This window comes from Leifsonia xyli, assembly GCA_001647635.1.
GTDB lineage: Bacteria > Actinomycetota > Actinomycetes > Actinomycetales > Microbacteriaceae > Leifsonia > Leifsonia xyli_A.
Genome location: CP014761.1, coordinates 2,340,263 through 2,353,313, shown reverse-complemented (window position 1 = coordinate 2,353,313; position 13,051 = coordinate 2,340,263). Strand labels below are relative to the sequence as shown.

Below are 13,051 nucleotides of genomic sequence, written 5' to 3'. Positions count from 1 at the left end.
CTCGCCCTCCTCGTGGATCTGGCCCTCCTCGGGGTCGTGCGCCGTGAGGTCGGCGCTCGTGTACTGGCGCTCCCCCGGGTCGAGGTCTTCTCGTTCGTCGTCGCCGTTGGCGCGGGGATCGGACATCGCGGCCTCCTTCTCTCTTGGCACAGGACGGTACCCTCTTAGCCCTGGTTGAGCAGTCGTCCAGTCTCGTGGGGCAATGTGGCCCCCGTGGAGATCGTGGTCGACGTCGTGCTCGTGGTGCTCGGCGTCCTGGCGATCGCCGCAGGATGGGCCAAGGGTGCGATCCGCTCCGCCGGCACCCTCATCGGCCTGGGCGTCGGACTCTGGCTCGGCCTGATGCTGGCGCCGGTCGTCGTCGGCTGGTTCGCCGACGCCGGCTTGGGCGGCGTGACCCAGCGGTCCGTCGTCGCCGGTGTCGTGATCCTCGTCTGCGCCGGCGTCGTGTACGCCCTCACCGGCGCGCTCGCCTCCATCGTCGGCAAGGTGCTGCGCCACGGCCCGGTGCGCTGGCTCGACTCGCTCGTCGGGGCCGTCCTCGGGCTGGCCACCTGGGCGGTCGTCGTCTGGCTGCTTGCCGGGTTCGCCATGGCGACCAGCCTGGCCACCGTCGTGCAGGCGGCCAGCTCGTCGCGGGTGGTGGCGACCCTGAACAGCGTCGCGCCGCTCCCGTCGTCCACCGTGCTCGGCGCCATGGACGACGCCCTCGCCGGCGCCGGGCTGCCGAAGGTCTTCGAGGGCGGCGAGACGATCCGCGCCGTCCCCGAGCCGGACCCGTCGATCCCCGCCGCCGTCTCGCGCGCCGAGCAGTCCGTGGTCACCGTGCTTGCCTCCAAGCCCGCCTGCGGCCTCGACTCGGAAGGCAGTGGATGGGTCGTGCAGCGCGGTCGGGTCGTGACCAATGCGCACGTGGTGGCGGGAGCCTCCTCCGTCGTCGTCCGCGAGTCGGGCAGCACCTCGGTAGAGCGGGCGACGCTGATCGCCTTCGACCCGTCCCGCGACCTGGCCGTGCTCGACGTCACCGATCTGAACGCCGCCCCGCTCGACATCGGCCCTGACCTCACCGCCGGCGCCGCGGCCTACGCGGCCGGCTACCCCGGTGACGGACCGTTCACGATCTCGCCGCAGCGCGTCCGCGACCGCGTGACCGCCCGCGGCACCGACATCTACCAGAGCGGCAGCGTCGACCGCGACATCTACTCCCTGCGCGGCAGCGTCCGACCCGGCAACTCGGGCGGACCGCTGCTCGATGCGAACGGGCAGGTCGCGGGCGTCGTCTTCGCCCGCAGTGCGACCGACGCCGACACGGGCTATGCACTCACGCTGACCGAGCTGCGCCCGGTGCTGTCGTCGGTCGGCTCGACCCCCATCAGCTCCGGGGCGTGCACCGCCGGCTGATCCCCTCGAAACCCGCCGCCGGACATGGTTGGCTGGTGCCATGAAGGCTGTGACCTACTCCGCCACCGGCGACTCCGATGTCCTCACCCTCGGCGAGCGCGAGGAGCCGCATCCCGGACCGGGGGAGGTGCGCGTGCGCATCCATGTCTCCGGCGTCAATCCGACCGACTGGAAGGCGCGGAAGGGCAGCGGCGCGAAGGAGCTGCCGCGGCCGCAGGTGCCGAACCAGGACGGCGCGGGAGTCGTCGACGAGGTCGGCGACGGCGTGACCGCGTTCGCGCCCGGAGACCGGGTGTGGGTGTGGGATGCCGCCTACCAGCGCCCCGACGGCACCGCCCAGGAGCTGGTGGTGCTGCCCGAGCGGCAGGTGGTGGCGCTGCCCGACGACGTGACCTTCGACGAGGGAGCCTCACTGGGCATCCCGGCGCTCACCGCGCACCGCGCGCTCACCTCCTACGAGCACGCGCCGACGGAGCTCGCGCCGGGGTCGCTCGACGGCCGGACCGTGCTCGTCGCGGGAGGCGCGGGGGCGGTCGGCCATGCGGCCATCCAGCTCGCGGTGTGGGCCGGCGCGACGGTCATCGCCACGGTCAGCAGCCATGACAAGGCGGAGCTGGCCCGCGCGGCCGGTGCACATCACGTCGTGAACTACACGGAGCCCGACACCGCGCAGGCGATCGGCGCTCTCGCTCCGCGCGGCGTGGACATCGTGGTCGAGGTGAACGTCTCCGCGAACGCCGACCTCGATGTCAAGGTGACCGGCACGAACGCCACCATCGCGAGCTACGCCGACAGCCCGGGCGCCGACTCGGTGACGATCCCGGTGCGGCCGAGCATGTCGAAGAACCTGCGCTGGCAGTTCGTGCTGACCTACACGGTGGCCCCGGAGACGAAGGACGCCGCCGTGCGGGCGGTGGCCGCGGCGGCGGCGGACGGGGCCCTCCGCGTGGGAGTGGAGCACGGCCTCCCCATCACGCGCTTCCCGCTCGCCGAGACCGCGGCCGCCCACGACGCCGTCGAGAACGGCGCCGTGGGCAAGGTGCTCATCGACGTGGCTTGACCGCCTGCACCACAAGGGCGACCACCGCGGCGATCGCGATCGCGGCCGAATAGCCGAGGGCGGTCGGCAGCAGCCCGATCGCCCCGATCAGCTCGCCCGCGACCAGCGCCGGAATCCCGTAGGCCAGATAGCTGACGAGGAACACTCCCGCGAAGAGCTCGGCGCGCTGGTCGTTCGGTGCGAGTGGGGCGAGGATGCGCAGCATGGCTGAGAAGCCGGCGCCGAATCCGCCGCCGGCGACGGTCGCGCCGACGAAGAGCAGCGGGAGAACGGCGCCCGCAATGGCGACCGCGGCCACCGCGACGCCGACGAAGATCGCCGCCATCGCCCACACCACGGTGGTCCGCGCCACGGCGCGGGTCAGCAGCAGGCCGGCGATCGCGCCGACGGCGGGCGGGACGGCCACGATGGCTCCGTTGAGGAGGCCGCTGTCGAGGTGGAAGACGCCGTGGAGGATGGACGGCGACAGCCCGATGAAGAGGCCCGCGAGCATCCAGGTCGCGAGGAAGAGCGGGATCGCCCCGACGAACTCGCGCCGCGCGGCCTGCGGGATGAGCAGCCGCGGGATGAGCGAACGCACCGCGCCCGGACGTCGCTCGACGGTCTCGGGGGACGCGACGATGACCAGGATGCCGGCGGCGAACAGCACCGCGAGCGTGACGAACACGAGTGTCGTCGGCTGCGGCACGAACTGCACCGCCGCTCCGGTCAGGAACGCGCCGATCGAGATGCCGCCGACCGGGGCGGTGCTGCCGATGGTCGCGCCGAGCTTCTTCTGACGCTCGGGCGCCAGCTCGACCAGGGCGGCGGTGAAGGTGCTCATCGCCGCGCCGGTCGCGACGCCCTGAACGGAGCGGGCGCCGATGATCCAGCCGATGTCCGGCGCGAAGAGGAAGACCAGCATCGCCACGACCTGCAGCGCGAGCGCGGCGATCAGGACGGGTCGCCGGCCGATGTGGTCGGAGAGCGAGCCCGCGACGAGGAGGGTGATGAGGAGCGTCACCGCGTAGATCGCGAAGGCGACGGTCAGCAGCCACGGCTGGAAGCCCCACTCCTGCTGGTACAGCACGAAGAGCGGGCTGGGCGCGCCAACGGCGAGCGCCACGGCGACGAAGGTCAGGGCGGTGCCGGCGAAGGCGGCCGCCGGGCGGAGGCGGAAACCGCGCGTGCGCCGGGCCGCGGCGGGCCTCACGGCGAGCATCCCACCGGTGCGGGTCTCGGCTGTAGTCATGTCGACTCCTTAAAGCAATTTTGGTTGCTTTTGCGAGCATAGAGGCGGGTCCAGGAAAAAGCAACAATATTTGCGTTAAGCTATTCCCATGGAAACGACGACCACACCGGCCAAGCGCACGGGAGGCCGCAGCGCTGCGGTCATCCACAACGTGCGCACGGCCGTCGAAGAGCTCGTCGAGGAGAAGGGTCAGGACAAGGTCACCGTCCCGATGATCGCCGAGCGCGCCGGCGTCAACCCGACCAGCATCTACCGTCGCTGGGGCGACCTCCCGACCCTGATCAACGACATCGCGACCTACCGGCTCGACCCCGAGCGCCCCCTGCCGGCCAACGGCGACCTGCGCGCCGACCTGACGGCGTGGACGCGCGAGATCGTCGAGCACTACCGCAAGCCGGTCAACGCCGCGCTGCTGCGCGGGGGCGCATCCGCGGCCGGCGAGCAGCAGTCGTACTGCCTGCGCAACCGCCGCGTCGAGGCCAACCTGCTGCTCGACCGCTACCCGGACTCGGGAGTCACGGCCGACGACATCCTCGACGTCGTGATCGCGCCGGTCATCTACCGCGTCATCTTCCTCCCCTGGACGCTGGACGATTCCACGGCCGAACATCTGGTCGCCCGACTCTTCCGCTGACCCCACCGCCAACCGGTAATGTCGGGAGGCGATGCCTGAGGAACGGACCAGCGAGGAACGCGCCGCGGCCCGCTCCGGCTGGGCCGTCGGCATCGCGACCGCTCTCTACGGCATCTCGTTCGGCGCCCTCGCCACCGCATCCGGGCTCGACGTCTGGCAGGCATGCGTCCTCAGCCTCGTGATGTTCAGCGGCGGCTCGCAGTTCGCGCTGATCGGCGTGCTGGCCTCGGGTGGTGCCGCCGCGGGCGGCACCGCGATCGCGAGCGCCGCTCTCCTCGGCGTGCGCAACTCCTTCTACGCGCTCCGCCTGTCGCGCATCATCGGCCCCGGCTTCTGGCGGCGGGCCGGTGCCACTCAGCTCACCATCGACGAGTCGACCGCGGTCGCGACCGCGCAGACCGAGCCGCGGGCGCAGCGGATCGGGTTCTGGGTCACCGGTCTGGTCGTCTTCATCGGCTGGAACATCATGACGCTGGCCGGCGCGCTGCTCGGCAACCTGATCGGCGACGTCAAGGCGTACGGACTGGATGCGGCGGCCGCGGCCGCGTTCCTCGGCCTGCTGTGGCCGCGGCTGAAGGCGCGCCAGACGCAGGCGGTGGCTGTCGCGGGCGGCTTCGTCGCCACGCTGCTGACACCGTTCCTCATGCCCGGGCTCCCGGTGCTCGCCGCCGCGCTCGTCGCGATCGTGCTCGGCGTGCTCAACGTCTTCGGCCGCCGCGACGACACGCCGCATCCCGAGGCGATCCCGATGGAGCGGGAGGTGGAGCCGTGACCACGTGGCATGTCATCCTGCTCGCGTCGATCGCCGTGCTTGGCCTCAAGGCGGTCGGCTGGCTGGTCCCGCCCAAGGCGCTCGACCATCCCACCGTCGCGCGGGTCAGCGACCTGCTGACCGCGGCGCTGCTGGCGGCGCTGATCTGCGTGCAGACGCTCGGCGCCGGACAGTCGCTGCAGCTCGACGCCAGGCTGCCGGCCGTCGCCATCGCCGCCGGCCTGTACGCACTGCGGGTGCCGTTCATCGTCGTGGTGCCGGCCGCCGCGGTGGTCGCGGCGCTCATCCGGCTGTTCACCTGAAACCTCGTCCGCCGTGGGCGAACCGCCGCGCCACAACGCTCTCGCCGGAGCGACACTGATGCCATGTACGAGGACGAGGTGGACGACCGGGCGGCGCTGGACGCCTACTCGGCCGCCGTCGTGAGGGTCGCGGAGACGGTGCTGCCGTCGGTCGCGGCCGTGTCCGTCCGCACGCGCTCCGGCGCCGGGGCGGGGAGCGCGTCGGTCATCAGCGCCGACGGGCACCTGCTCACCAGCGCCCACGTCGTGGCGGGGGCGACCGGCACTGAGCTCGCCTTCGCCGACGGCACGACCGTGGACGCCGACGTCGTCGGGACCGACCCCCTCTCCGACCTCGCCGTCCTGCGGGCCCGCGGCGCCACTCCCCCGCCGCTGCGCCTCGGCGACGCGGCGCGCCTGCACGTCGGGCAGCTCGTCGTGGCCCTCGGCAACCCGCTGGGCCTCGCAGGGAGCGTGACCGCGGGGATCGTGTCGGCGCTGGGCCGCTCGCTGCCGACGGCGTCGGGACGCGTCATCGACGAGGTCATCCAGACGGACGCCGCCCTGAACCCCGGCAACAGCGGCGGCGTGCTCGCCGACAGCGCCGGCCGGATGGTCGGCGTCAACACCGCCGTCGCGGGCGTCGGCCTGGGGCTCGCGGTCCCCATCAACGCGAGCACGCTCGAGATCGTGGAGTCCCTGAAGACGGCGGGCCGTGTCCGGCGCGCGTGGCTGGGCGTCGCGGGCACGAAGGTCCGGCTGACTCCGGAGGCGGCCGCGAAGGTCGGCGCGCCCATGGGCATCCGCATCGCCACGGTGGTGGCCGGCAGCCCGGCCGCGGAGGCCGGAGCGCGGCCCGGCGACATCGTGGTATCTCTCGACGGCATCCCCGTGGTCGACCCGACCGGCCTGCAGCGTCTCATGGTCGAGCGGGCCATCGGGCGCCGGATGGAGCTCACCCTCTGGCGCAACGGCGCCCTGGTGGATGTGGTGGTGCTGCCGCAGGAGCTCGTCGCCTGATCCTGCGACCCCGGGGTGTCGGCGGCGCCCCGTAACGTGACGCCGTGAGCGCATCCTGGCACCCGGTGGCGAATGCGCAGCCCACCGAGTGGCTGCTCCGCCAGGGGGCGCTCGGCACGCCGTACGGCGTCATCCGGCGGTTCGCGTTCGGCGACCCGAACCGGCCCGACATCTGGTTCCGCGTGGTCACCTGGGCGCCGACCTCCGCGGGCCGCGAGCTCATCGGGTGGTGCCGCACCCTCGAGGCCGCGGCCGCCGTGGCGTGGGACCACCGCTGCGCGGCGGAGTCCTGGCGCCACCACCTCGCCGCCCGCCGCACCGACGCGGGGGCGATGGCGGTCCAGCGTCCGGCGGCCTCCGAGCTGGTGCGCTACTACCGGGCTGCGCTTCGCCGCACTCCTGAATCCGTGCTGGCCCGGATGCCGCAGCCGGCCCGGCGCCCCTAACCTGTCAGTGTCTCGGCCAGGGGGACCGATCCAGTCGGGGGACGGATCGGGAAAGGGCCCGGAGCGATCTCGCTCCGGGCCCTTTCATTGTTCACACGAGCGTGCGAACGGGAGTTACTTGGTCAGCGGCTCCAGGCTCGGGTCGTTGGCGTACGCCTCGGCCGCGTTCTCCTTGGTGACGATGACCGGCTTCAGCAGGTAGGCCGGGACGACCTTCTTGCCGTTGTTGTACGACTTGTCGTCGTTCACGGCCGGCTTCTTGCCCTGCTGCAGGTCCTTGACCATGTCGATGGCCTGCTTGACCAGGTTGCGGGTGTCCTTGTTGATGGTCGAGTACTGCTCGCCCGCCATGATGGACTTGACCGACTCGGCCTCGGAGTCCTGACCGGTGACGATCGGGACGGGCTTGCCAGCACCCTTCACCGAGGTGATGATGGCGCGGGCCAGGGTGTCGTTCGGCGACAGGACGCCGTCGAGCTCGGTCGAGCCGTAGTTGGCGGCGAGCAGGGTGTCCATGCGGGTCTGCGCGTTCGCCGGCAGCCAGCCCTGGGTGGAGGTCTGCTTGATCTCGGTCTGGCCCGAGACGACCTTCAGGGTGCCGTCCTTGATCTTCGGCTCGAGGATCTTCATGGCGCCGTCGAAGAAGACCTTCGAGTTGGCGTCGTCCGGCGAACCGGAGAAGAGCTCGATGTTGAAGTTCTTCTTGCCCGGGTACTTCTTCGCCATGCCGTCGAGCAGGGCCTGGCCCTGCAGCTCGCCGACCTTCTCGTTGTCGTACGCGACGTAGTAGTCGACGTCGTTCGTGTTGAGGATGAGGCGGTCGTACGCGATGACGGTCGCGCCGGCGTCGTGCGCGGCCTTGGCCTGCGCGGCGAGCTGGCCACCGTCGACGGCGCCGATGATGACGACCTTGGCGCCGTTGGTGATCATCGACTGGATCTGCGACTGCTGGTCGGAGACACCCGAGCCACCGGCGTACTGCACGTCGCCCTTGAAGCCGGCCGACTTGAGGCCGTCCTCGAAGAGGCCACCGGCGAGAACCCAGTTCTCCGACGTCTTGGTCGGGAGGGCGACGCCGATGGTGGCGTCCTTGGCGAAGCCGGAGGCGGAGGAACCGTCGCCCGAGCCGCCACGGCCGCTGCCGGAGCAGCCGGTCAGGGCGAGCGCGGTGGCAGCTGCGACGGCCACTGTCGCGAGTGCGATTTTGCGCATTGCTATCTACTTTCTCTGTGTGTGGGGTGTTGCAGGTAGGAGGTGAAGCGAAAGGGACCTACGAGGTGAGAGACCTCGAGGAGTCCTCGGCCTGGTCGCCGGTCGGAAGGACGGCGGGCTTGTCCTCAGCCGCGGCGTCGATGCGCTGCGTCTTGTCGCGGTTGAACATCCTGCCGATGAGCGAGGGACCGCCGCGGCGCTTGGAGTAGACGTCGATGCCGACCGCGATGAGCAGGACCAGGCCCTTGATGATCTGGACCTTGTCGGAGGTGACGCCGAGCAGCTGGAGGCCGTTGTTCAGGACGGCGATGACCAGACCACCGATGATGGAGCCGGCGACGGTACCGATACCGCCAGAGACCGCGGCACCACCGATGAAGACGGCGGCGATCGCGTCGAGCTCCCAGCCGAGGCCGTCCTGCGGGCCGGACGACACCGAGCGGGCGACGGCGATCATGCCGGCCAGAGCGGCGAGGACCGACATGTTCATCATGACGAAGAAGTTGATCCGGCGGATCTTGACGCCCGACAGCTCAGCGGCGTGCGAGTTGCCGCCGACCGCGTAGATGTGACGACCGAAGATCGTGTTCCGCGTGATGAACGAGTAGAGGATGATCAGCACGCCGAGGATCACACCGGCGACGGGGAACGAGGTGCCCACCCGTCCGCTGCCGAACAGCACGGCGGCGTAGACGACGACGGCGTCGAGGATGACGACCTTGAACACGCTGACCCAGAGCGGCGCCTTCTCGGAGCCCATCTTGGTCTGCTTGCGGCGGGTCCGGACCTCCATCAGCGCGATGACGACCGCGATGATCAGGCCGAGCAGCAGGGTGGAGTTGTTGTAGCCGGTGTTCGGGCCCCACTCGGGGAGGAAGCCGCCGCCGATGTAGGTGAAGCCGTCGGGCACCGGGATGGTGTTCGCGTTTCCGATCAGCTGGTTGAGGCCGCGGAAGATGAGCATGCCCGCCAGGGTCACGATGAACGCGGGGACGCCGACGTAGGCGACCCACCAGCCCTGCCAGGCGCCGATCACGACGCCAACGAGCAGGCCGAGCACGATGGCGAGGGGCCACGGCACGTTCCAGTTCGTCATCGCCTCCGCGACCACGATGCCGACCAGCGCCGCGACCGAACCGACCGACAGGTCGATGTGGCCCGCGATGATGACCATGACCATGCCGATCGCCAGAATCAGGACGTAGACGTTCTGGTTGACGAGGTTGATCAGGTTCACCGGGTCGAGGGTCTTGCCCCCGGTGGCGACCTGGAAGAACAGGATGATGATGACGAGCGCACCCAGGATGCCGAACTGGCGACCTGTGGACTGCCCGCCGCCGAACATCTTCCCGAGGTCGCGGATGCCTCCGGACTTCTTCTTCTCTGCGATCTGCGTGGTCATGGTTATCGGGTCACCCTCTTCTTGGCGGATGTCATGCTTTTCAGGAGCGTCTCGGGGGTCGCTTCCGCGATCGGGAAGTCGGCGGTGATCTGACCCTCGAAGATCGTGTAGATGCGGTCGGAGATGCCGAGCAGCTCGGGCAGCTCGGAGGAGATGACGATGACGCCCTTCCCCTGAGCGGCCAGCTGCTGGATGATCCCGTAGATCTCGAACTTGGCGCCGACGTCGATGCCGCGCGTGGGCTCGTCCAGGATCAGGATGTCCGGGTCGGTGAACATCCACTTGGCCAGCACGACCTTCTGCTGGTTTCCGCCGGACAGCGTGCTCACGCCGCGGTTGACGTCGGGCGTGCGGATGCGGAGGCGCTTGCGGTACTCGTCGGCGACCGCGTACTCCTGCAGGTCGTCGACCACGCCGCGCTTGGCGATCTTCGTCAGCTTGGCGGCGACGACCGACTGCTTGATGTCGTCGAGCAGGTTGAGGCCGAGCACCTTGCGGTCCTCGCTCACGTATGCCATGCCGTTGTCGATGGCCTCCGAGACGTTGCGCACCTCGATCTTGTGGCCGTCCTTGTAGATCTCGCCCGAGATCCAGTTGCCGTAGGAGCGGCCGAAGACGCTCATCGCGAGCTCGGTGCGGCCGGCGCCCATGAGGCCGGCGAAGCCGACGATCTCGCCGCGGCGCACGTAGAAGCTGGAGTTCTTGACGACGAGGCGCTCCGGGATCTGCGGGTGCTGGACGACCCAGTCGCGCACCTCGAAGAAGGTCTCGCCGATGTTCGGCGTGCGCTCCGGGTAGCGGCTCTCGAGCGTGCGGCCGACCATGCCGCGGATGATGCGGTCCTCGTCGACGCCGTCCGCCTTGACGTTGAGCGTCTCGATGGAGTGGCCGTCGCGGATGATCGTGATCTCGTCGGCGATCTGCTCGATCTCGTTGAGCTTGTGGCTGATGATGATCGAGCTGACGCCGCGGCCCTTGAGCCCGACGATGAGGTCGAGGAGGTGCTGCGACTCGGCCTCGTTCAGCGCCGCGGTGGGCTCGTCGAGGATGAGGAGCTTGACGTTCTTGTTGAGGGCCTTGGCGATCTCGACCAACTGCTGCTTGCCGACGCCGATGTTCTTGATCTGCGTGTCAGGGTCGTCGCTCAGGCCGACGCGGGCGAGGAGTTCGACGGCGCGGGTCTTCGCCTCGCCCCAGTTGATGACGCCGCCGCGGCCCGGCTCGTTGCCGAGGAAGATGTTCTCGGTGATCGAGAGCTCGGGGATGAGCGCGAGCTCCTGGTGGATGATCACGATGCCCTGCTGCTCGCTGGACTTGATGTCCTTGAAGCGCATGACCTCGCCCTGGTAGACGATGTCGCCGGTGTACGTGCCGTACGGGTAGACGCCGGAGAGGACCTTCATGAGGGTGGACTTCCCCGCGCCGTTCTCGCCGCAGATCGCGTGGATCTCATCGGCGTGCACGGTGAGGGAGACATCCTCCAGGGCTTTCACACCAGGGAACTCCTTGGTGATCTCGCGCATCTCGAGGATGACTGCGTTCGACGGCATCGTCGCTCCTGTTCGAGCTCGGGTAATGGATGTGCCTAAGTAGTAAACGCTATGTTCTCACTTGTCGTCAAATAGTGAAGACAACGATGCGATAACGGTCAGTCGTTACCGGAGAGTGCGCCCTGGATCACGATGGCCGCGGCGCCCAACGACTCGGCTCGGTCGCCCAGCGACGACACGCGCACGGTCGTGGTGCCGGCGATGATCGGCAGCGCGTTGTGCTGGATGCCGCGCCGGATCGGGTCGAGCAGCGCGTCCCCGAGGCCGACCAGGGGCCCGCCGATCAGCACGAGTTCGGGATTGATGACGTTGGCGATGTTGCCGATCGCCTGGCCGATGGCGGTGCCCGCGTCGCTCACGACGCGTAGCACGGCCGGGTCGTGAGCGAGGCCGCGACGCAGGATGTCGGCGGTCGTCAGGCCGCCCCCGGTGCCATGGCCGAGCGACTCCAGCATGACGCTGGTGGAGGCGACGGTCTCGAGGCAGCCCCGGTTCCCGCACCGGCAGATGACGCCGTGCTCGGCGACGGGCGTGTGCCCGAGCTCGCCCGTGATGCCGAGGAACCCGTAGTACGGCTGGCCGTTCAGGATGAGGCCGGCGCCGATCCCGGTGCCGATCTTGACGAAGATCAGGTTGCGCTCCCCGCGGTTCGCGCCCCAGGTGACCTCGGCGAGCGCGCCGAGATTGGCGTCGTTGTCGACGACGACCGGGAAGCCGAACACATCCTCCAGTTCGCGCCGCGTGATCCCCACCCACTCGGGCAGGATCGCGCCCTGCAGCACCGTGCCGGTGCGCCGGTCGATCGGGCCCGGGATACCGACGCCGACGGCGAGCACGGACTCCCGGTCGTGACCGCCGTCGGCCAGCATCCGGTCGAGCAGCCGCGCCGCCTCCTCCACCGCGCCGAGCACGTCGTAGCCGGGCTCGAGGGCGACCTGCTCCTCGGCGATCACGTCGTAGCCGAGGGTGGAGAGGACAATACGCACGTGGCGCCGGCCGAAGTCCACGCCGACCGCGATGTCGCCGGTGTCGGTGAGCTGCACGAGCAGCGCGCGGCGGCCGCTGGAGGTGACCGGACTGGTCGCGACGACGCCCTTCGCCGCCATGTCGCGGACGATGTTGGACACGGTGGCGGTGGACAGGCCGGTCCCGCGCGCCAGCTCTGCCTGGGTCGACGGTCCGTGGGCCAGGAGGAACTCGACGAGTCGTTCCTGGTTCAGATGCCGCAAGGCGCCTTGCGACCCGGGATTGCGTGCGCCACGGGGGATCAGCCCCTGAGTGGCGGTCATGACGACAAGCGTGAACGATCGACGTGTTGGAGTCAAGCTGTGAACGCAATCGTCCACCCCGCGATCAGGTGACACCCCGATCCCTATGATCTTCCACATGACCATCCTCTCGCTGCTCGCCTTCGCCGGCCTGTGCCTGGTGCTCGCGCTGACGCCCGGGCCGGACACCTTCCTCGTGCTGCGCTACAGCATGGGCCGGGCGCGCGACGGCATCGCGGCGGCGGCGGGCACGGCCATCGGGTCGCTGGTGTGGGCCGCGCTGGTCGGCTTCGGGCTGGCCGCGCTCCTGGAGCAGTCGGCCGAGGTGTTCCGCATCGTCAAGATCGCGGGCGGTCTGTACCTCCTCTACCTCGGGGTCTCCGCCTTCATCGCCGGCCGGCGTCAGGCGCGCCGCAGCCAGGGCGAGGTCGTGGCCGAGCTGCCCGCTCCGCGCCGCCGCTCCTCGTCGAGCCTGCTCGCCGGGATGCTGTCCACCATGCTCAACCCGAAGGTCGGCCTGTTCTTCATCGCGGTGGTGCCGCAGTTCGTCTCGGCGCACGCGAGCTTCGGCGAGACCCTCCTCCTCGGCGCGATCGACGGGCTGATCGGCATGCTCTACCTGATCGCGGTCGCGCTGCTCGCCTCCCGCATGATCGCGTGGCTGCGCCGTCCGCGTGTCACGCGTGCCCTGGAGCGCATCTCCGCCGGCATCCTCGCGGCGCTCGGCATCGGGACGATCGTCGCCGGGGCGGAGGGCTAGCTCCCCTGCGATGA

Annotated in this window: 13 protein-coding genes; 8 read left to right on the top strand and 5 right to left on the bottom strand. The window is 70.0% G+C overall.

The window, feature by feature from the left end:
- Positions 1-213 precede the first annotated feature (213 nt).
- On the top strand, positions 214-1,401 hold the full coding sequence (locus A0130_11585; protein ID ANF32230.1) for a serine protease: 1,188 nt from the start codon (positions 214-216) through the stop codon (positions 1,399-1,401).
- A gap of 40 nt (positions 1,402-1,441) precedes the next feature.
- The gene (locus A0130_11580; protein ID ANF32229.1) at positions 1,442-2,461 is read left to right on the top strand and encodes an NADPH:quinone reductase; all 1,020 of its coding nucleotides are present in this window, start codon (positions 1,442-1,444) and stop codon (positions 2,459-2,461) included.
- Here the strand turns inward: A0130_11580 and A0130_11575 are convergent.
- Positions 2,445-3,692, bottom strand: coding sequence for an MFS transporter (locus A0130_11575; protein ANF32228.1), 1,248 nt, complete (start codon positions 3,690-3,692; stop codon positions 2,445-2,447). The genes A0130_11580 and A0130_11575 overlap by 17 nt on opposite strands.
- 88 nt (positions 3,693-3,780) lie before the next feature.
- Here A0130_11575 and A0130_11570 point away from each other — a divergent pair, with 88 nt between their 5' ends.
- The 5 genes from A0130_11570 to A0130_11550 all read left to right on the top strand — a co-directional run bounded on the left by A0130_11570 (position 3,781) and on the right by A0130_11550 (position 6,845).
- Positions 3,781-4,326, top strand: coding sequence for a TetR family transcriptional regulator (locus A0130_11570; GenBank protein ID ANF32227.1), 546 nt, complete (start codon positions 3,781-3,783; stop codon positions 4,324-4,326).
- Between the two features lie 31 nt (positions 4,327-4,357).
- Entirely contained in the window at positions 4,358-5,098 is a 741-nt protein-coding gene (locus tag A0130_11565) for a branched-chain amino acid ABC transporter permease (protein ID ANF32226.1), read from the top strand.
- Entirely contained in the window at positions 5,095-5,400 is a 306-nt protein-coding gene (locus A0130_11560; protein ANF32225.1) for a branched-chain amino acid transporter AzlD, read from the top strand. The genes A0130_11565 and A0130_11560 overlap by 4 nt, the downstream gene beginning before the upstream one ends.
- Positions 5,401-5,463: 63 nt before the next feature.
- Positions 5,464-6,399 carry a peptidase S1 gene (locus A0130_11555; protein ANF32224.1) on the top strand — a complete coding sequence of 312 codons (936 nt, stop codon included), beginning with the start codon at positions 5,464-5,466 and terminating at the stop codon, positions 6,397-6,399.
- 65 nt (positions 6,400-6,464) lie between these two features.
- Positions 6,465-6,845, top strand: a complete 381-nt coding sequence (locus A0130_11550; protein ANF32223.1) for a hypothetical protein — start codon at positions 6,465-6,467, stop codon at positions 6,843-6,845.
- 114 nt (positions 6,846-6,959) lie between these two features.
- On the opposite strand, the gene A0130_11545 is transcribed toward A0130_11550, so the two are convergent.
- From A0130_11545 to A0130_11530, 4 genes are all read right to left on the bottom strand, one after another.
- On the bottom strand, positions 6,960-8,057 hold the full coding sequence (locus A0130_11545; protein ID ANF32222.1) for a sugar ABC transporter substrate-binding protein: 1,098 nt from the start codon (positions 8,055-8,057) through the stop codon (positions 6,960-6,962).
- A 58-nt stretch (positions 8,058-8,115) separates the two neighbouring features.
- On the bottom strand, positions 8,116-9,459 hold the full coding sequence (locus tag A0130_11540; protein ID ANF32221.1) for a sugar ABC transporter permease: 1,344 nt from the start codon (positions 9,457-9,459) through the stop codon (positions 8,116-8,118).
- Positions 9,460-9,461: 2 nt separating this feature from the next.
- Positions 9,462-11,009 carry an ABC transporter ATP-binding protein gene (locus A0130_11535; GenBank protein ANF32220.1) on the bottom strand — a complete coding sequence of 516 codons (1,548 nt, stop codon included), beginning with the start codon at positions 11,007-11,009 and terminating at the stop codon, positions 9,462-9,464.
- Positions 11,010-11,107: 98 nt separating this feature from the next.
- On the bottom strand, positions 11,108-12,298 hold the full coding sequence (locus A0130_11530) for an ArsR family transcriptional regulator (protein ANF32219.1): 1,191 nt from the start codon (positions 12,296-12,298) through the stop codon (positions 11,108-11,110).
- Positions 12,299-12,395: 97 nt separating this feature from the next.
- Here A0130_11530 and A0130_11525 point away from each other — a divergent pair, with 97 nt between their 5' ends.
- Positions 12,396-13,037, top strand: coding sequence for a lysine transporter LysE (locus A0130_11525; protein ANF33410.1), 642 nt, complete (start codon positions 12,396-12,398; stop codon positions 13,035-13,037).
- Positions 13,038-13,051 lie beyond the last annotated feature (14 nt).